At 71.7% G+C, this 17388-nt stretch carries 15 protein-coding genes; 3 read left to right on the top strand and 12 right to left on the bottom strand.

The features are described from left to right. The first annotated feature begins 153 nt into the window (after positions 1-153). On the top strand, positions 154-759 hold the full coding sequence (locus ACFYPH_RS26795; protein WP_354861962.1) for a hemerythrin domain-containing protein: 606 nt from the start codon (positions 154-156) through the stop codon (positions 757-759). A gap of 70 nt (positions 760-829) precedes the next feature. On the opposite strand, the gene ACFYPH_RS26790 is transcribed toward ACFYPH_RS26795, so the two are convergent. Further along, positions 830-1000 carry an antitoxin gene (locus tag ACFYPH_RS26790; RefSeq protein WP_387185780.1) on the bottom strand — a complete coding sequence of 57 codons (171 nt, stop codon included), beginning with the start codon at positions 998-1000 and terminating at the stop codon, positions 830-832. Positions 1001-1154: 154 nt separating this feature from the next. On the opposite strand from ACFYPH_RS26790, the gene ACFYPH_RS26785 reads away from it, so the two are divergent. Then, a complete protein-coding gene (locus ACFYPH_RS26785; RefSeq protein ID WP_387185600.1) occupies positions 1155-2333 on the top strand; it encodes an AI-2E family transporter in 1179 nt (392 codons plus the stop codon). Here ACFYPH_RS26785 and ACFYPH_RS26780 read toward each other — a convergent pair. Further along, complete coding sequence (locus tag ACFYPH_RS26780; protein WP_363942215.1) at positions 2328-3005, bottom strand: dienelactone hydrolase family protein; 678 nt, start codon at positions 3003-3005, stop codon at positions 2328-2330. The genes ACFYPH_RS26785 and ACFYPH_RS26780 overlap by 6 nt on opposite strands. Positions 3006-3186: 181 nt before the next feature. On the opposite strand from ACFYPH_RS26780, the gene ACFYPH_RS26775 reads away from it, so the two are divergent. Continuing rightward, on the top strand, positions 3187-3366 hold the full coding sequence (locus ACFYPH_RS26775; protein ID WP_354861957.1) for a hypothetical protein: 180 nt from the start codon (positions 3187-3189) through the stop codon (positions 3364-3366). Positions 3367-3411: 45 nt separating this feature from the next. On the opposite strand, the gene ACFYPH_RS26770 is transcribed toward ACFYPH_RS26775, so the two are convergent. The 10 genes from ACFYPH_RS26770 to ACFYPH_RS26725 form a co-directional block, all read right to left on the bottom strand. Continuing rightward, entirely contained in the window at positions 3412-5784 is a 2373-nt protein-coding gene (locus ACFYPH_RS26770; RefSeq protein ID WP_354861955.1) for a glycoside hydrolase family 65 protein, read from the bottom strand. Next, the gene (locus ACFYPH_RS26765) at positions 5781-6599 is read right to left on the bottom strand and encodes a beta-phosphoglucomutase family hydrolase (protein WP_355066672.1); all 819 of its coding nucleotides are present in this window, start codon (positions 6597-6599) and stop codon (positions 5781-5783) included. Before ACFYPH_RS26765 ends, ACFYPH_RS26770 begins: the two co-directional genes overlap by 4 nt. A gap of 61 nt (positions 6600-6660) precedes the next feature. After that, positions 6661-7125, bottom strand: a complete 465-nt coding sequence (locus ACFYPH_RS26760; protein ID WP_354861951.1) for a DUF4442 domain-containing protein — start codon at positions 7123-7125, stop codon at positions 6661-6663. Positions 7126-7187: 62 nt separating this feature from the next. Continuing rightward, positions 7188-8234, bottom strand: coding sequence for a hypothetical protein (locus ACFYPH_RS26755; protein ID WP_387185594.1), 1047 nt, complete (start codon positions 8232-8234; stop codon positions 7188-7190). Positions 8235-8327: 93 nt separating this feature from the next. Further along, positions 8328-9626 carry an ABC transporter ATP-binding protein gene (locus ACFYPH_RS26750; protein WP_354861948.1) on the bottom strand — a complete coding sequence of 433 codons (1299 nt, stop codon included), beginning with the start codon at positions 9624-9626 and terminating at the stop codon, positions 8328-8330. A gap of 132 nt (positions 9627-9758) precedes the next feature. Next, the gene (locus tag ACFYPH_RS26745; RefSeq protein WP_355134451.1) at positions 9759-11969 is read right to left on the bottom strand and encodes a bifunctional glycosyltransferase family 2 protein/CDP-glycerol:glycerophosphate glycerophosphotransferase; all 2211 of its coding nucleotides are present in this window, start codon (positions 11967-11969) and stop codon (positions 9759-9761) included. A 15-nt stretch (positions 11970-11984) separates the two neighbouring features. Next, a complete protein-coding gene (locus ACFYPH_RS26740) occupies positions 11985-14027 on the bottom strand; it encodes a DUF5941 domain-containing protein (RefSeq protein WP_387185589.1) in 2043 nt (680 codons plus the stop codon). Beyond that, positions 14024-14770: an ABC transporter ATP-binding protein gene (locus ACFYPH_RS26735; protein ID WP_354863304.1), complete on the bottom strand. Its 747-nt coding sequence runs from the start codon at positions 14768-14770 to the stop codon at positions 14024-14026. Before ACFYPH_RS26735 ends, ACFYPH_RS26740 begins: the two co-directional genes overlap by 4 nt. 1 nt (position 14771) lies before the next feature. Beyond that, on the bottom strand, positions 14772-15599 hold the full coding sequence (locus tag ACFYPH_RS26730) for an ABC transporter permease (protein WP_355066676.1): 828 nt from the start codon (positions 15597-15599) through the stop codon (positions 14772-14774). A 72-nt stretch (positions 15600-15671) separates the two neighbouring features. Continuing rightward, entirely contained in the window at positions 15672-17042 is a 1371-nt protein-coding gene (locus tag ACFYPH_RS26725; protein WP_354863302.1) for an L-serine ammonia-lyase, read from the bottom strand. Positions 17043-17388: the final 346 nt, after the last annotated feature.

Genomic DNA, 17388 nt, shown 5'->3' with positions numbered 1-17388 from the left:
AGACCGTGAGGGCGGGCCGAGACGAAGCGTACGACAGCGTCCCGACGCGAACAACGGGTCGCCGTCAAATCCATCGGCGACCGTAGGTTTGCCCGACCGCTGCGGGGTACCAGGGGCCACACACCCACCGACCGCAACCGGTAAGGGGCCCAGATGAGCAATCCACAGACCACCGGCGATGAGGATGTCGTCGACATCCTCATCGCCGACCACCGCGAGGTCGAGACCCTCTTCGTCGAGCTGGAGACCCGGCAGGGCACGCCCGAGTACCGCCGGCAGCTCACCGACGTGCTGATCGCCGAGCTGGTGCGGCACGCGGTGGCCGAGGAGGCGTACGTCTATCCGACGGCTCGCAAGGCACTGCCCGACGGCGACCAGATCGCCGACCACGAGATCGACGAACACGCCGACGCCGAACGGACCATGAAGGACCTGGAGTCGGTTGACCCGTCCGACCCCCGCTTCGACGAGCTGCTCGCCAACCTGACCAGCACCATCCGTCACCACGTGCAGGACGAGGAGAACGACCTCTTCCCCCGGCTGCGCGCGGCCACGGCCCGTGAGGAGCTGGTCGAGCTGGCCGGGAAGGTGACGGCGTTCAAGAAGGTGGCGCCGACCCGGCCCCACCCGAGCGCGCCGGACCGCCCGCCGGCGAACAAGCTGCTCGCCCCCGGCACCGGGCTGATCGACCGGCTGCGTGACGCACTGCGCGACCGGCCGACGTCGATGGACGAGCTACGCGAGAAGCAGCAGCGCTGACCGACGTACCGTCCGACAGGGACGATCCCGGGCCGCCGACACCTCGGCGGCCCGGGAGACGTCCGGTTCGTCAGCGGACCTGGTCACCCTCACCGGTACGCGCCTGCGCCTGATCCACGCCCTTGTCGATCTGGTCGTCGTACTTGCCGCCCGTGCGCTTGTCGGCCATGTCGCCGGCCTTCTCCATGCCCTGGTCGACCTGCTTGTCGTGCTTGTCCGTGACGTCCTTGGCCTTGTCCATGAAGTCACCCACGGCGCTCCTCCTGGGATCGTTTCCACTTGCGTTCCCTGGGCCTGTCGGCGCAAACACCGACGGTCCGGACGGGGATGGCGCGATTCGGGTGTCGGTGCATCGCCGGCCGGGTACCGACTCGCCGAGATCGAGGAGGGCCGACATGACGGCAGACGAACCCGGGGCGGACGCCGCGCCGACAACCGGCACCGCGTCCACAACCGGCACCGCGTCCACAACCGGCACCGCGGCGACGACCGGTGAGACCGGTGAGACCGGACCACGCCACGCGTGGGCGGCGCTGCCCTGGCTGGTCCGAAGCGCGGTGGTGTGGAGCGCCTGCCTGGTGGTGATCATCGCCGGGCTCTATCTGCTGGGTCGGATCGCCGTCCTGCTGGCCCCGCTGGCCATCGCCCTGGCCGCCACCATCTTCCTCACCGCGCTGCTCGACCCGGTGCTGCTCCGGCTGCGCCGCCTGCGCCTGCCCGCCGCACTGGCCGCGCTGCTCACCGTCCTGCTGCTGCTCGGCATCCTGGTGGGGGTCGGCGCGCTGGTGTGGAACCTGACCGCCAGCCAGTTCGACCAGCTCAGTCAGGAGCTGACCCAGGGGCTCGACCGCAGCCGCGACTTCGTCACGTCCACCCTGCCGGTCAGCGACGCCCAACTCGACAAGCTGATCGACCAGGCCCGGGAGGGGTTCAGCGGCAGCTCTCCGGACCCGGTGGCGGGCGCCCGGACGGCAAGCGAGGTCGTCGGCTCCGCGCTGCTCGCCCTGGTGCTGCTCTTCTTCCTGCTCAAGGACGGCAGGTCGATGTGGCACTGGGTGCTGTCCCGGATGACCGGCCCGAACCGACCGGTGGTGGCCGAGGCCGGCCGGGCCGGCTGGCAGACGCTGGGCGCGTACAGCCGGGGGACCATGCTGATCGCCGCGATCGACGCGATCGGCATCGGCCTGGCCCTGGTGCTGCTACGGGTGCCGCTGGCCCTGCCGCTGGCGCTGATCACCTTCCTCGGCGGCTTCGTACCGATCATCGGGGCGACGGTGGCCGGCGCGGTGGCGGTGCTGGTGGCGTTGGCGGCCAACGGGCCGACGACCGCCCTGCTCACCCTCGCCGCGGTGGTCGCGGTGCAGCAGATCGAGGGCAACCTGTTGGAGCCGCTGGTCATGAAGCGGCAGGTGCGCCTGCACCCGGCCGTCATCCTGGTGGCGGTCACCGCGGGCACCCTGATCGCGGGCATCGCCGGCGCCTTCGTCAGCGTTCCGATCACCGCCGTTCTCTGGCGGGTCATCGACACCGTTCAGCGCCGCCGCTCCACCACGGACGCGCCGGCACGGTCATGAGCGGCGCGGCGCGGCGGTCGTCCGGGCGAGATGGGTGGTGAACCAGGTGCCGGCGTGTTCGGCGACCTGGTCGAGCGCGCCGGGCTCCTCGAAGAGGTGGGTGGCCCCCGGCACCACCCACAGTTCGCCGACCTCCCCCAGCTCGGTGAGCGCCTGCTCGTTGAGCGTGAGCACTTCCTCGTCCAGGCCGCCGACCAGCAGCAGCGTCGGGGTACGCACCTGGGCCAGGGCGGCGCCGGCCAGGTCGGGTCGGCCGCCCCGGGAGACCACCGCCCCCACCCGGTCGGCGCGGTACGCGGCCGCGACCAGCGCGGCGGCGGCGCCCGTGCTGGCACCGAAGAGACCGATCGGCACGTCACCGGCGGGGCTCTCGACCGCCAACCAGTCGACGATCCCGGCCAGCCGGCTGGCCAACATCCCGATGTCGAAGCGCAGTTCGGCGGTGCGCGTGTCGAGCTCGTCCTCGTCCGGGGTGAGCAGATCCACCAGCACGGTGGCGAGGCCGCGGCCGGTCAGCGTCCGGGCCACCGCGACGTTGCGTGGGCTGTGCCGCGAGCTACCGCTGCCGTGCGCGAACAGCACCACGCCGACCGGCCGTGGGGGCACCATCAGATCGGCGGGAAGCTGGACGTCCCGGATCGGAATGGTCACCGTGCTGCGCTGCTCGTCCATGCCGCACCTCCGCGTGCTCGCCTCTGGCCCGCTTACCCCACCCGCCGCGTCGCACGCGCCCCGCGCCCGCCGCGTCGCGCGGCTTCCGGGGCGGCGTTTGCCGGGTGGGCCGCCGGGTACGCGACGACCGACCGCAGACCGTGTCGGCGCACCGGCGCCCCGACGGATCGCGAGGATCAGCATGGCCAAGCAGCAGATCTCCCGGCAGCAGCAGATGACCGAGCGCGACCAGCGTGAACAGGACGCGGAGCGCAACCAGGACTTCGGGGACCAGGCCGCCTCGGCCCGGCTGCCCGACGATCCCAAGGCGGCCGCACCCCGCGACGCGATCGGGCGGCCCTCGACCGGCGAGCCGGTCTGACGTACGCGCGTGACGGCCGGGGCGGGAGTGCTCCCGCCCCGGCCGTCACTGCTCGTGCTCGGGCAGCCGCAGCAACGGCGACCGGCCCGGTGGCTGCTCCGGCGGCGGCCCCGAGGGCTCGGCCGGCGGCACCGGCACGGTCACCGGCTCATTGCAGGTGACCCGCAGCATCTGGTCGTGGTGGCGGAGCTCCACGACGTCGTCCGGGCCCCCGTGCCGCAGCGAGTACGTCGTCTGGTGCGGCCGGACGTCCACCCGCAGCGCCAGCCCGCGCCACTGAACGGAGAACTCCAGGCGGCTGAGCCGGCTGGAGAGCCGGGGCGCGAACGACAGCTCGCCGTCGTGATCGCGCAGCCCGCCGAACCCGCTGACCAGGGCGAGCCACGCGCCGGCCAGCGAGGCCATGTGCACGCCGTCGCGCGTGTTCTCGTTGAGGTCGTGCAGGTCCATGAGCGCGGCCTCGCGCAGGTAGATGTGCGCCAGGTCGGGATGGCCCACCTCGGCGGCGAGCACCGACTGGGTGCAGGCCGACAGCGACGAGTCGCGCACCGTCCGTCGCTCGTAGTAGAGGAAGTTGCGCACCTTCTGCTCGGGGGTGAACGCGTCCCCCCGCCAGTGCATGGCCAGGACCAGGTCAGCCTGCTTGACGACCTGTTTGCGGTACAGATCGAAGTACGGGTAGTGCAGCAGCAGCGGGTACTTCTCCGCGGGTGTGTGCGGGAAGTCCCACTCCTGCAGCCGGGTGAACCCCTCCACCTGCTGGTGCACGTCCAGCTCGTGGTCGTACGGCACGTGCATCGAGGTCGCCGCGTCCCGCCAGCTCGCCGCCTCCTCGTCGGTGACCCCGAGGTGGAACGCCTCATCCCGGTAGCGCATCACGACCTCGGCGGCGGTGAGCAAATTCCGCTGGGCCATCAGGTTGGTGTAGACGTTGTCGTTCTTCACCGCCGTGTACTCGTCGGGGCCGGTGACCCCGTCGATGTGGAACTGGCCGTGCCGGTCGTGGTGCCCGATCGAGCGCCACAGCCGGGCCGTCTCGACCAGCAGCTCCAGACCGATCTCCCGCTCCATGACGGTGTCCCCGGTGACCAGCACGTACCGGCGGACCGCGTCGGCGATGTCGGCGGCGATGTGGAACGCCGCGGTGCCGGCCGGCCAGTACCCGGAGGATTCCGGCCCCTCGATGGTCCGCCAGGGAAAAGCGGCGCCCTTGAAGCCGAGCGTCTCGGCCCGTTCCCGGGCCTGCCCCAGCGTGCTGTGCCGCCACTGCAACGCGCTGCGCACCGCGCTCGGCTGGGTGTACGTGAGCACCGGCAGGACGAACATCTCGGTGTCCCAGAAGGCGTGCCCGTCGTAACCGGGGCCGGTCAACCCCTTCGCCGAGATCGGTCGCTGCTCGGCCCGGGCGCCGGCCTGGAGCACGTGGAACAGACCGAACCGCACGGCCTGCTGGATCTCCGGATCGCCCTCGACCAGCACGTCGGCCGCGTCCCAGAACTCGTCGAGGTAGTTGCGCTGTTCCCGGTGCAGACCGTCCCAGCCGTCCAGCCGGGCCCCGGCGAGCGCCGCGCCGACCTGGTCGCGGAGTGCGGGCAGGGACCGCCGGCTGGACCAGCTGTACGTCAGGTACTTGACCACCCGCAGCTTCTCGCCGGGACGGAGCACGCAGCCGATGGTGGTGCGTACCCAGTCCTCGTACCCCTCGGACTCGATGGTGGTGTGGTCCGGGCCGTGCACCTCGTGCTCCATGGCGGCGGCCACCCGCAGCCCGGAGACCTTGGTGCGGTGAATCAGCTGCCCGCCGTCCGGTGTGGTCAGCTCCTCCTCAGCCTGCAACGGCGACTCCAGCACCGCCGCGACCCGGGGGTCCTTGCTCTGCGCCGGCAGCGACTCGTTGGCGACCAGTTCGGACTGGACGATCAGCCGCAGCGGGCCGTCGACGGCCTCCACCTCGTAGCTGATCGCGGCGACCGACCGCTGGGTGAACGACACGAGCCGGGTGCTGCGGACCTTGACCTCACGGCCGGCCGGCGAGCGCCAGTGCAGCTCCCGGTGCAGGGTGCCGGCCCGCATGTCGAGGATGCGCTCGTGCGACAGCAGCTCGCCGTAGCGGACGTCGAGCGGTTCGTCGTCGACGAGCAGCCGGATCAGCTTGCCGTTGGTGACATTGACGATGGTCTGCCCGGACTCGGGGAACCCGTAGCCGGCCTCCGCGTACGGCAGCGGACGCAGCTCGTAGAACGAGTTGAGGTAGGTGCCGGGCAGGCCGTGCGGCTCGCCCTCGTCGAGGTTGCCGCGCAGACCGACGTGGCCATTGGAGAGCGCGAAGACCGACTCCGACTGGGCCAGCACGTCCATGTCCAGGCGGGTCTCCCGGATGTGCCAGGGCTCGACGGGATAGGCCCGTTCCCGGATCACGCGAGGCCCCGCTCGCCGGTCGGCGCCCGGCCAGCGGTGTCGCCGGCGGGGCGGGGCGCCGGCGGGTCGGCGTCGCCCGCGTCGAGCAGGTCGGCGAGATCCTTCACCACAACGTCGGCGCCGTGTGCGAGCAGTTCGTCGGCCTGTCCCACCCGGTCGACACCGATCACATACCCGAAGCCGCCGGCCCGGCCGGCGGCCACCCCGGAGAGCGCGTCCTCGAAGACGGCGGCCTGGGTGGGGTCCACACCGAGGATCCTGGCCCCGGCCAGGAAGGTGTCGGGCTGCGGCTTGCCGCGCAGCTTCTGCTCGCGGGCGACGAGCCCGTCGACCCGCGCCTCCAGAAGGGCCTCCAGCCCGGCCGCGGCGACCACCTCGCGCCCGTTGGCGCTCGCGGTGACCACCGCCCGACGCAGCCCGGCGGCGGCCGCCGCCCGCAGATAACGCACCGAACCCGGGTAGACCTCGACTCCGGAGGTGCGCAGCTGTTCCAGCAGCAGGACGTTCTTGCGGTTGCCGACACCGTTGACGGTGTCGGCGTCCGGCGGGTCGTCGGGGCTGCCCTCGGGGAGCACGATCCCCCGGGAGCCGAGGAACGACCGGACGCCGTCGGCGCGGGGCCGGCCGTCGACGTAGCGGTTGTAGTCCGGGCCGGGGTCGAACGGCTGGAAGGGTTCTCCGGTTGCCGTGGCCCGCTGCCGCAGGAACTCGTCGAACGTCTTCGTCCAGGCGGCGTTGTGCACCCGGGCGGTCTGCGTCAGCACACCGTCCAGATCGAAGAGACAGGCGGTCACATGAGCAGGTAGGCCCAGCACGGTACGAATCTAACCACCCGGCCCGGCCCGCAAACCCGTTTTCGGCCGCCCGTGGCCTCGCTCAGTTCGGCCGCAACGTCCAGATCACCGTCATCGCCGAGGTGGGTGTGCCGTCCTCGGTGGCGATCTCCACCTCGACGGCGAACTCGGGCCGCCGACCGGACTCCAGCTCGGCGATCACCTCCGGGGCGGGCCGCCCGAGCCGCGCGGCGGCCAGCACCGGCCCCCGGGCCAGCTTGCGGTAGGCGATCTCGGCCCGGACGGCGAGCGGCACGCAACGATCGAGCAGCTGCCCGAAGGCGGCCAGCACGACCGCGCCGGAGGCCGTCTCGCCGAGCGTGAACATCGCCCCGGCGTGCGGGCCGCCGACGTGGTTGTGGGTGGCCGGCGTGTCGGGGAGTCGGACGACGGCCCGCACCCCGCCGTCCGCCTCCGGTGCCACCTCGACGAATTCGATGCCGAGCGTACGGGCGAACGGCACCGCTTCCAGGATGCCGGCCGCCACCTGGCGGGAGTCGATGGTCATAGCCCGACGTTACTTCTCGGTAACCAGGGCGGCAACCAGGGTTTTTCCCGGCTACCGACGGGTCAGAGGTTGGCGATCGTCCGCAGGATCTCCGCGTAGAAGTTGCCGTCGATGCTGCGGAAGAGCGAGAAATCCTGACCCGGGTCACCGAAGAACGGACGCAGCGTCCACGCCAACTGGGTGCCGACGAACCCGAAGAGCAGGATCCAGATGTAGAGCAGCGTCATGCTGGCCGGCCGCTGCGTCGGCTCGCCGCGCCGGGCCGGCGGGGTGGCCCACGGACGCTGCGCCGCCGGGTAGCCGGGCGGCATCATGCCGGGCGGGAACGAGCCGGTGGCCGGCTGTCCGCCCCACTGGGCCGGGACATGCGCGGGCACCTGAGCCGGGGTCTGCACCGTCGGCGCCGCAGCGGGCGTGCCACCGTTCGCGGCCGACCCCGCCACCGCTGCTCCTGCCGACACGGCGACCGGCTCGGCACCCGCATCGGTGGACGAGGCCGCACCGGCGGGCACGCTGGCCGGCACCGAACCGGCCGGCACGGCAGCCGGCACCGCCGGCGCTTGGGCGTTGACCTGGCCCGCGGCCCCGGCCGTGGCCACCGCCGGGGCGAGCAGGCCGTGGTCGTTGAGCACCTGCATCCCGCCCGTCAGGAAGCGCAGCCCGACCAGCGCCGACAGTGTCAGGATGGCGACGTTGAGCAGCTTGAAGAAGCCGTAGTCGGGCGCGGTGATCAGGAAGAAGAGGCTGATCGGTGCGAACGCCACCGCGAGCATCGAGGTGACCGTGATCGCGACCATCACCAGCGCCAGCGACTGGCGCACCGACAGCCGGGCGCCGAACACCAGGTTGAACAGGTAGAGCGTGGGCAGGCAGATGGCCAGCGTGACCAGGAACAGCAGCGGCAGCTTCAGCGCGGACGTGAGCGCCATCAGCGGGCTGTGGAACGCCCCGAGCACCGCGCCGTAGCAGGCGAGCGCGATGGCGGAGCTGGCCAGCATCCGCCCGGTCAGCGCGTTGAGGTCGCCCTCGGCCACGATCTGCTGCCAGATGCCCTGCCGGTCGCGCAGGATGCGCTCGATGACGAGCGGGCTGGGACGGTCACCCGACACGGGTGCACCCCTTTCGGTGTGTCACATAGTGGACTAGGTGGGCAGACGGTAGGACACCGGACGGACCTCCCGCCACCCCGCTACGGCGTGGCGTCACCGCCAACCCACGTCGATCCGGGCCCCGCGCTCGTCGAAGAAGTGCAGCGCGTCCATCCGAACCGACACGGCGAGCGGATGACCGGCGGTGACCGCCGGGTACGGCGCCAGCCGCACCGCCAACTCGGCCGGGCGACGGTGGTGCCGGCCCGGGTCGGGTAGGACGCTGGTCCGCGTGGCGCCGTTCGAGACCTCCTGGGGCTCCACCGGCTTGCCGGTGAGCCGCTGCATCACCGCACCGAACCGGCGCAGTCCTCGCTGGCCAACGGGCGGCGGGTCCAGAGGCGCACCCATCTCGTCCACGACGATCGCGGTCGCCCCGATGTCGAGGAACGCCAGCGATTCGTGCCCGTGGTGCTCCAGGTAGCGGATCCGGCCGCGCAGCACGTCACCGGGGCTGTCCGGGGCGACCGGGGTGAGCGCCTCGGCCCGCATCCCGACCACGATCCGCTCGCCGTGGTAATGCGCCACCGCCCGGCTGCGGATGTCGTTCCACGGCAGGTAGAGCGACTGGTCACCGAGGTTGAGCGTGACGTACCGGTCGAGGTGGACGTAGACCGACGCCTCCAGCAGGTTCATCCGGGGGCTGCCCAGGAAGGCGGCCACGTAGAGCGTCGCCGGGCGGCCGTACACCTGGGTGGGTGTGCCCACGTCCTGGAGCACGCCGCGGCGCATGATGGCCACCCGGTCGGCCATGGTCAGCGCCTCGGCCTGGTCGTGGGTGACGTAGACGGTGGTGACGCCCAGCTCCCGGGTCAGCCCGGAGATCTCCGCGCGCAGCTCGGCGCGCAGCCCACTGTCCAGGTTCGACAGCGGCTCGTCCATCAGGAACAGCCCCGGTCGTCGGACGATTGCGCGGCCCATGGCGACCCGCTGGCGCTGGCCGCCGGAGAGCTGGCCCGGCTTGCGGGCGAGCACGTCGCTGATGCCCAGGGCACTCGCGACGTCGGTGACCCGCTCACCGCGCGGCTCCGGTTCGACACCGGCCAGCCGCAGCGGAAAGGCGATGTTGTCGCCAACGGTCATGTGCGGATAGAGCGCGAAGTCCTGGAAGACCATCGCGATCTTGCGGTCGCGTGGCGGCAGGTCGTTGGCCAGCTCCCCGTCCAGCAGCACCGCGCCCTGCGTCGGGTCCTCCAGACCGGCGATCATGCGCAGCACTGTGGACTTGCCGCAGCCGGATGGCCCCAGCAACACCATGAACTCGCCGTCGTTCACGTCCAGATTTATGCTGTCGACGGCCAACGTGCCGTCCTTGAAAACTTTGGTCACATCTTTGAGCGCGACGGTGCTCACCGTCACCTCCCCCAGGTCGTCGGCCGAACCCCCACAAGACTGTGACCAGGATCATTCGATTCGCACATCGGGTAAACGTCTCGTGTTCGGCCCATGACGCCGCTATTACGCCGGGACGAGGTGTCGTCGCGGTCAGCAGCCCGCCGACGGTTCGGGCTGTTCGCCGAGGAACACCCGGCGCACCACCCGCTCAGCCGCCTGCCCGTCGTCCAGGCGGCAGAACCGGCCCCGGAAGTGCTGGCGGGCCTTGTGCGCGGCGTCCGAGCGCACCGCGTCCGTGCGGAACAGGTCGAGCAGGTCGGCGAACGTGGTGGCCACAGCCCCCGGTGGCTCCGCGGTGACGTCGAAGTAGACACCCCGGGCCAGGCGGTACGCCTCCCAGTCCGGTGTGTAGAGCACGATGGGCCGGTCCAGCACCGCATAGTCGAACATCGCCGAGGAGTAGTCGGTGACCAGCACGTCGGCGACGAGGTAGAGGTCCTCCACCCGCTGGTAGCCGCTGACGTCGCGCACCCGCTGGAAGTCCAGCGGCCAGCCGGGCCGGCGCTCCCGGTCGTGGAAGTAGTGGCTGCGCATCAGCAGCCGTCCCGAGTCACCGAGCGCGGCGACGAACCGGTCCGGGTCGAAGGGCGGCCGGTAGCCGGGCAGGTGCTCGCGGTGCGTCGGGGCGTACAGGACCACCTGCTCGTCGGGCCCGAAGCCGAACTCCGCGCGGAGCCGGCGTACCTCGTCCGGACTGGCCGTGACCAGCCGGTCGTTGCGCGGATAGCCCACCTCAAGCGTCGTGTAGGTGGCCGGATAGGCGCGGTCCCACATCTGGGTGGAGAAGCTGTTGGCGCTGACGCTGTAGTCCCAGCGGTCCACCCGGCGCAGCAGGCCGGCGAAGTCCATCCGGCCCGCGCCGACCGGGTAGCGCTGCTGGTCGAGCCCCATCACCTTGACCGGGGTGCCGTGGTGGGTCTGCACGTGCACCTGCTCCGGCCGCTTGCGCACGAAGTCCGGGTAGTTGACGTTGTTGACCAACCACCGGGCCCGCGCGAGGACCCGGTAGTACGCCGGGGTACCGGCGACGACGTACTCCACCCCGGCCGGGACATCGTCCACCCGGTCGCGGCGCACGATCCACACCCCCCGCACCTCGGGGGCCAGCCGGCGGGCCGCCTCGTAGATCGCGGCCGGGTTGCAGGAGTACCCGCGGTACCAGTAGGCCGCGTACACCGCGAGCGTCGGGTCCACCGGCCGGCGCAGCTCCGCCCGGTAGTACTCGTGCAGCAGCCCGTCGCGGGTCAGCCGCGCGCCACGCCGGGCCACCGGCCCGACCCGACGACGGGCGGTACGCGCCTGCCTCCGGGCCGTGTCGCGGGCCCGGCTGGCGGCCCGCAACGCGCTGAACGTCCGCCACCGGCCGGCCGCCACCAGCCGGTGCTTGACTCCCTCGACGCCCTCCGGCACGGGGTACCCGCCCTCTGGCAGCCACCGCGCGTAGTCGGCGGTGATCTGCGCGAAGAACGCCGGCCGCAGTTCCGGGGCGATCCGCTGACCGTTGCCCAGCACGGTCAGGTAGTGCCAGATCATCCGTTCGAAGACCGCCGGCCGCAGCGCGTCCACCGCCGGCGACCAGGCGTCCATCAGGTGGAAGACCCGGTGCCACTGCGGGAACACCTCGAAGTGCCGGTCCCCTCTGGTCTTCGTGATCGCGCCGGCACGGCGCTGCCGGTAGTTGACGCAGACCCGATCCAGTACGCCGATCCGCTGCGCCGCCATCAGCACCGGGTAGCTGAACGAGACGTCCTCGTACCAGCCGTCCGAGAAGCGCAACCCCAGCTCGACCAGAAACTCGCGGCGGACCAGCCGGTTCCAGGCGGTGTGCAGCAGCCGCATCGCCTCCGGCCGGTCCCGCAGCCGGAAAGTGGCCGCCCCGGGCGACTCCGGGAACACCTCGGCCATCGCGCTGCGGGTGGCGGTGTCGTTCCAGTGCGTCCGGACGTGGTCCACCAGCAGCACGTCCGGCCGGGTCGCGCGCAGTCGCTCGGCCACCTCCCGCAGGCAGTCCGGCGCCAGCCAGTCGTCCCCGTCGAGAAACCACACGTACTCGCCGACGGCCTGGTCCAGCCCGATGTTGCGGGCTGGACCGAGGCCGACGTTCTCCGACAGCCGGACCGACCGGACCCGCTGGTCGCGGGCCGCGTACTCGTCGATGATCTCGCCGCTGGCGTCGGGCGAGCAGTCGTCGACGGCGATCACCTCGAGGTCGGTCACCGGCTGGCCGAGGACCGAGTCCAGGCACTCGCGCAGATATCCCTGCACCCGGAAGGCCGGCACCACGAAACTGATCAGGGTCATCCGGCCGTCCCTCCGTCAGCGCGGCGCGACACCTCCCGCGCCCACCGGCGCGGCCGACGCCCGCGCGCTACGGGCCGGCCGGACGAACCAGGCCAGGACGACGCTCGCCACGAAAACCACGAGAAGGTACGCACCGAGTGTAGCCATGCCGATACTCACGATGCCGACAATCGCCGCGAGGGCCAGCAGCACCGAACGTCCGTCCCAGCCCAGCGTGGCGACGTGCAGCGGCGGCGCCGTCTGCCGCTTCTCCAGTCGCGCCGTCAGGTCGTAGTGGTGCACGGTGAGCACGAAGACGTAGCCGAAGATCAGCCAGCCCGGCGCGTCGCCGACCACCCCGACGGCGATCGCGAACAGGTACTCGGCGGCCCGCAGCGCCGCCGGCACCAGCCAGTCCAGCGGGCCGTTGTGCGCGGCCCCGGCGCCGAGGCCACCGGCCAGCAGCACCAGCAACGCCACCGGCACCGCCCACCGCAGCCCTGCCGGCGAGTCGCCCAGCAGGGCGACGACAAGCAGCACCGCCGGGCCGAGCGCGGCGATCACCGCCAGGGTGAGCGGCCCCATCGGGCGGACCACCGGCAGCCGGCGGGCCAGCGGGCCGTCGTCGCGGTGCAGGGTCGCGTCGACCGTGTCCAGCACCGGCACCCACATCCAGCGGGCCCGCAACGTGCGCAACGCCCCGGTGTACGCGAACGCCAACCCACCCCAGACCAGCACCGCGATGAGGCTGACCAACGGATTGAACAGCGCCACGGTCAGCGCGATCAGCGCCCACCGCTCACCGATCGGGAACACCACGGTCCGCTTCAGCCAGTACGACAGCGAGCCCGTGTCCGCCTGCACCCGCGTCGACGCGGCGTTCAGCCGGTCACCGATACCGCCGCTGGCTCCCGCCGCCGTCCGGGGCCGGCGTGCCGCCTCGTCGTGCAGCACCCCGTACCAGGTGTCGGTCATGTGCCGGACGGTCTGCAACGTCATCGCGGCGATCGCCAACGCCCAGCCGTTGCCCAGCCCGGCGTGACTGACTCCAAAGCCCAGGCCGGCGTAGACCAGGTACTCCTTCGCCCGGTCGGCCATCGTGTCCAGCCAGCCGCCCCACGCGCTGAAGTGCCGGGTGTAGCGGGCCAGCTGACCGTCCACGCAGTCCAGCACGAAGCCGAGGTAGAGCAGCACCGCGCCGCCGACCAGCGCGGGTCGCCCGCCGACCCCGAACAGCACGGCGGCGGCCAGCGCGAACAGCACCGAGATCACCGTGACCCCGGTCGGGGTGAGCCGCAGCCGGGCCGCGAGCCGGACCACGTACGGCGACCAGGTGCTGACGAAGTACGTGGAGAAGAAGTCGTCCCGCTCCTTCACCGACAGCCGCAGCTCGGCGCGGTCCTCGTCGACCGCCGTCACCGCCGCCTCGGCGGCGACCAGCCCGGCCGGGTCCTCGACCCGGTGCGCGACGAGGAGGCGTACCCGCTGGGCGAAGATCAGGGTGCCGAGCGCCGCGAGACCCGCGACGAGCCGGTCCACGGCGGGCCCGGGCTCGTCGTGGCCGGCGCCCCCGCCCGCCGGCAGCGGCGACACGTCACCGGCCGGCCCGATCGGGGCGGCAAGGGGTCGCGCGCCGACGGCGGCGGCCCGCGCGGCGGCGGCCAGGGTCGGCAGGTCGTCGACGCCGACGCGCAACGCGCCACCGAACACGCCGGTGGCGTCACCGTCGAGGGCGTCCAGCGGGCCGGCGTCGACGATCTGGCCGCGCTCCTCGCGCACGGCGGTCCGTCCGGGCACCGGCGGGTCGGTCAGCACCAGTGCCACGGTCGGTCCCACCGGGCTGGTGGCGAGGTGCCGCAGTACGGCGGTGTGCGCCACCAGGTCGGTGCCACTGATCAGCAGCGGCCCGTCGGCGGTATCGGCCAGCGCGGCCAGCTCGTCGAGGGTGGCGGCGAAGCGCACGTCGGCCGCTCCGGCCCGGCGCAGCTGGGCGGCGAGTCGGTCGGCCAGCGGCTCGCCGGACGCGGTGCGCAGGCTCGCCGCGGCCGTCCCGGCGGCGAGCACGATCGCGAGCGTCACCGCGGAACCGCGGCGTGGTACGCGTCGAGCGCCTCGGCGATGGTGCCGTCGAGCGTCAACCGGCCCGCGTCGAGGTACAACCCCCGACGGCAGAACCGGGTCAGGTCCTTTTCGTTGTGTGACACCAGCACGAGCGTGCGCCCCTCCCCGAGCAGACGTTCAATCGTCGCGTAACACTTCTTGCGGAACTCCGCGTCGCCGACCGCGGTCACCTCGTCCATCAACAGGATCGGGTGCGGCAGGTGCGAGATGATCGCGAAGCCGAGCCGCACCTTCATTCCCGACGAGTAGTGCCGCACCGACGTGTCGATGGCCCGTTCCACCTGCTCACCGGCGAACTCGACGATCTCGTCGAAGTGCCGCTTCAGGTAGCTCGTCGACAGCCCGTGCAGCCCACCGACCAGGTGCAGGTTCTCCCGCCCGGTCAGGTCGTTGGAGAAGCCGGCGGACAACTCCAGCAGCGGCGCCACCGCGCCGTGCACCCGGATGTCGCCCTCGTCGGGGATGAGCACCCCGGCGATCAGCCGCAGCAGGGTGCTCTTGCCGGTGCCGTTGCGGCCGATCACCCCGACGGTCTCGCCCGGCTCGACGGTGAACGACACGTCGCGCAGCGGCCAGAACTGGCCGGGCAGGGCGCCCCGGGCGCCCCGGTGGATGAACAGCTCGCGCAGCCGCAGTTGGCGGCGCCGGTTGCGGACGAACCGGATGCCCAGACCGTCCGCCTCGATGATCGGCGCGGCCACGTCAGAGTTCCTTGAGCACGGCGGGTTCCAACCGGCGGAACGACCACCAACCGGCGGCCAGCACCAGCAGGCTGCCGACGACCGTGGTGGCGAGCAGGCGGGTGTCCGGGAACTCGTCCGGGTACCAGATCGCGTGGTGCAGCTGGAAGATCCCGACCAGCGGGTTCAGCTCGTACGCCACCTTCAGCCAGCCCGGCAGGCCGGACTCCCGGACCAGGCTGAGCGGATAGATGATCGGCGTGGCGTAGAACAGCACCCGGATGATCAGCCGCAGGAACCGCTCCACGTCGCGCATCAGCACGTTCCACGCGGACAACAGCAGGGCCAGCCCGATCAGCAGCACCGCCTGCACCGCCACCGCGAGCGGCAGGGCGAGCAGCGACCACCCGGGGTGGATCTTGCCACGCGCCGCGTAGATCACCGCGATGCCGATCAGGATCGGCAGGCCGGCCGCGTACTCGGCGAACCGACCGGTGACCCGGCCGATCGGGAACACCTGCCGCGGCACGTTCATCGTGGTGATCAGCCGGGACTGGCCGGTCAGCGCGTTGGTGGCCTCGCTCAGCGCCGAACTGGCCCACATCCAGGCGAAGATCCCGGTGATCAGGAACAACGGGTACGACCCGGCCGCCTCGCCGAGGTGCCGACCGGTGTCGCGGGAGTAGAGCACCCCGAAGACGAACCAGTAGATGGCGCCCATGCCGAGTGGCTCGATCAGCGACCAGAAGTAACCCAGCACCGACTGCTGGTACTTGACCGCCAGATCCCGTCGGACCAGGATGCGCAGCGAGTTGCGGTGCGACCACAGGGCCGCGACGCCAGAGGTCACCGCAGCCTCCCGCCTCCTGAAAACGGACGCCAGGTTAGCAGTCGGTGAACGAATGCCCCGAATCGGCGGGGTTCAGCACTCGATCACGTTGACGGCCAGACCGCCCCGCGCCGTCTCCTTGTACTTGACCTTCATGTCGGCGCCCGTCTCCCGCATGGTCTTGATGACCTTGTCCAGCGACACCTTGTGCACGCCGTCGCCGCGCAGGGCCAACCGGGCGGCCGTGATCGCCTTGATGCTAGCCACCGCGTTCCGCTCGATGCAGGGGATCTGCACCAGGCCACCCACCGGGTCACAGGTCAACCCGAGGTTGTGCTCCATCCCGATCTCGGCGGCGTTCTCCACCTGTTCCGGAGTGCCACCGAGCACCTCGGCCAGCCCCGCCGCCGCCATCGAGCAGGCCGAGCCGACCTCACCCTGACAGCCGACCTCCGCGCCGGAGATCGACGCGTTCTCCTTGAACAGCACGCCGATCGCGCCGGCCGCCAGCAGGAACCGCACCACGCCGTCGTCGTCGGCTTTTTCGATGAAGCGGCTGTAGTAGTGCAGCACCGCCGGGATGATCCCCGCCGCGCCGTTCGTCGGCGCGGTCACCACCCGACCGCCGGCCGCGTTCTCCTCGTTCACCGCGAGGGCGAACAGCGTCACCCAGTCCATGGCGTGCAGCGGATCGGGCGTCCCGACCTCCGCCTCCAGGCCGCGCCGCAACTCCGCCGCGCGCCGCCGGACCTTCAAACCACCAGGGAGTACGCCGTCCCGCTCATAGCCGCGCTGCACGCACTCCCGCATGACCCGCCAGATTTCCAGCAGGCCGGCCCGGATCTCCGCCTCGCTGCGCCACGAGCGCTCGTTGGCGAGCATCACCTCGCTGATTGACAGCCCGGTGCGGGTGGTGACGTCGAGGAGCTGCGCCCCGGTCAGGAACGGGTATCGCACCCGCGTGCTGTCCGGCTTGATGCGGTCCGCGCCCGCCGCCGCCTCGTCCACCACGAAGCCACCGCCGACGGAGTAGTAGCTGCGGGCCCGGACCTGCTCCCCGGCCGCGTCGAAGGCCACGAAGGTCATCCCGTTCGGGTGGTACGGCAGCGACCGGCGACGGTGCAGCGTCAGGTCCCGGTCCGGATCGAAGTCGATCTCGTGCGCACCCAGCAGACTGATCCGCCGCTCGGCGCGGATCCGCTCGACCCGAGGACCGACGGTGTCGGTGTCGACCGTCTCCGGCGCCTCGCCGGCCAGCCCCAGCAGCACCGCCCGGTCGCTTCCGTGCCCGTGCCCGGTCGCGCCCAGCGAACCGAACAGCTCGGCCTGCACCCGCGCCGTCTCGGTGAGCAGCCCGTCGGCCTTGAGCCCGGCCACGAACGTACGGGCGGCCCGCATCGGCCCGACCGTGTGCGAGCTGGACGGCCCGATGCCGACGCTGAAGAGGTCGAAAACACTGATCATGGCTGCGCTTCCTCGGCGTCATCCCGTCGTACGGGATCCGCCCGGTCGTGGCCGCCGGTCCGGCAGCCCCGCTCGTGGCCGCCCGGTCGGGTGGCCGCCGGTCACCCGGGGTGTGGGTGCCCGACCTGCGAGCCTACCCGCCCAGCTCACCCCTCAACCGAGCACGGCGGCGGGGCCACCCGGCCGCCTCCCGCCGGCCGCTCGTCCGCCACCTTCGCGCAGCCTTCATGATCACGCTCGATCCTTGTTGTCAACGCTGTTGCGTTTGGCGATCGGGACTTGAGTCAAGGGCTTTGGAGACGCGAACGGGACTTCTGATAGATCAGCTTGTGTCGAGCAAGGTGAT

Source organism: Micromonospora sp. NPDC005252, assembly GCF_042872475.1.
Lineage (GTDB): Bacteria > Actinomycetota > Actinomycetes > Mycobacteriales > Micromonosporaceae > Micromonospora.
The sequence above is the reverse complement of the archived record's forward strand: the minus strand, read 5'-3'. Positions and strand labels throughout refer to the sequence as shown.

What these genes read in the sequence shown, in the direction of transcription:
- ACFYPH_RS26795 (WP_354861962.1), top strand. Translation starts at nt 154, where the DNA reads ATGAGCAATCCACAGACCACCGGCGATGAGGATGTCGTCGACATCCTC.
- ACFYPH_RS26790 (WP_387185780.1), bottom strand. Translation starts at nt 1,000, where the DNA reads ATGGACAAGGCCAAGGACGTCACGGACAAGCACGACAAGCAGGTCGAC.
- ACFYPH_RS26785 (WP_387185600.1), top strand. Translation starts at nt 1,155, where the DNA reads ATGACGGCAGACGAACCCGGGGCGGACGCCGCGCCGACAACCGGCACC.
- ACFYPH_RS26780 (WP_363942215.1), bottom strand. Translation starts at nt 3,005, where the DNA reads ATGGACGAGCAGCGCAGCACGGTGACCATTCCGATCCGGGACGTCCAG.
- ACFYPH_RS26775 (WP_354861957.1), top strand. Translation starts at nt 3,187, where the DNA reads ATGGCCAAGCAGCAGATCTCCCGGCAGCAGCAGATGACCGAGCGCGAC.
- ACFYPH_RS26760 (WP_354861951.1), bottom strand. Translation starts at nt 7,125, where the DNA reads ATGACCATCGACTCCCGCCAGGTGGCGGCCGGCATCCTGGAAGCGGTG.
- ACFYPH_RS26745 (WP_355134451.1), bottom strand. Translation starts at nt 11,969, where the DNA reads ATGACCCTGATCAGTTTCGTGGTGCCGGCCTTCCGGGTGCAGGGATAT.
- ACFYPH_RS26725 (WP_354863302.1), bottom strand. Translation starts at nt 17,042, where the DNA reads ATGATCAGTGTTTTCGACCTCTTCAGCGTCGGCATCGGGCCGTCCAGC.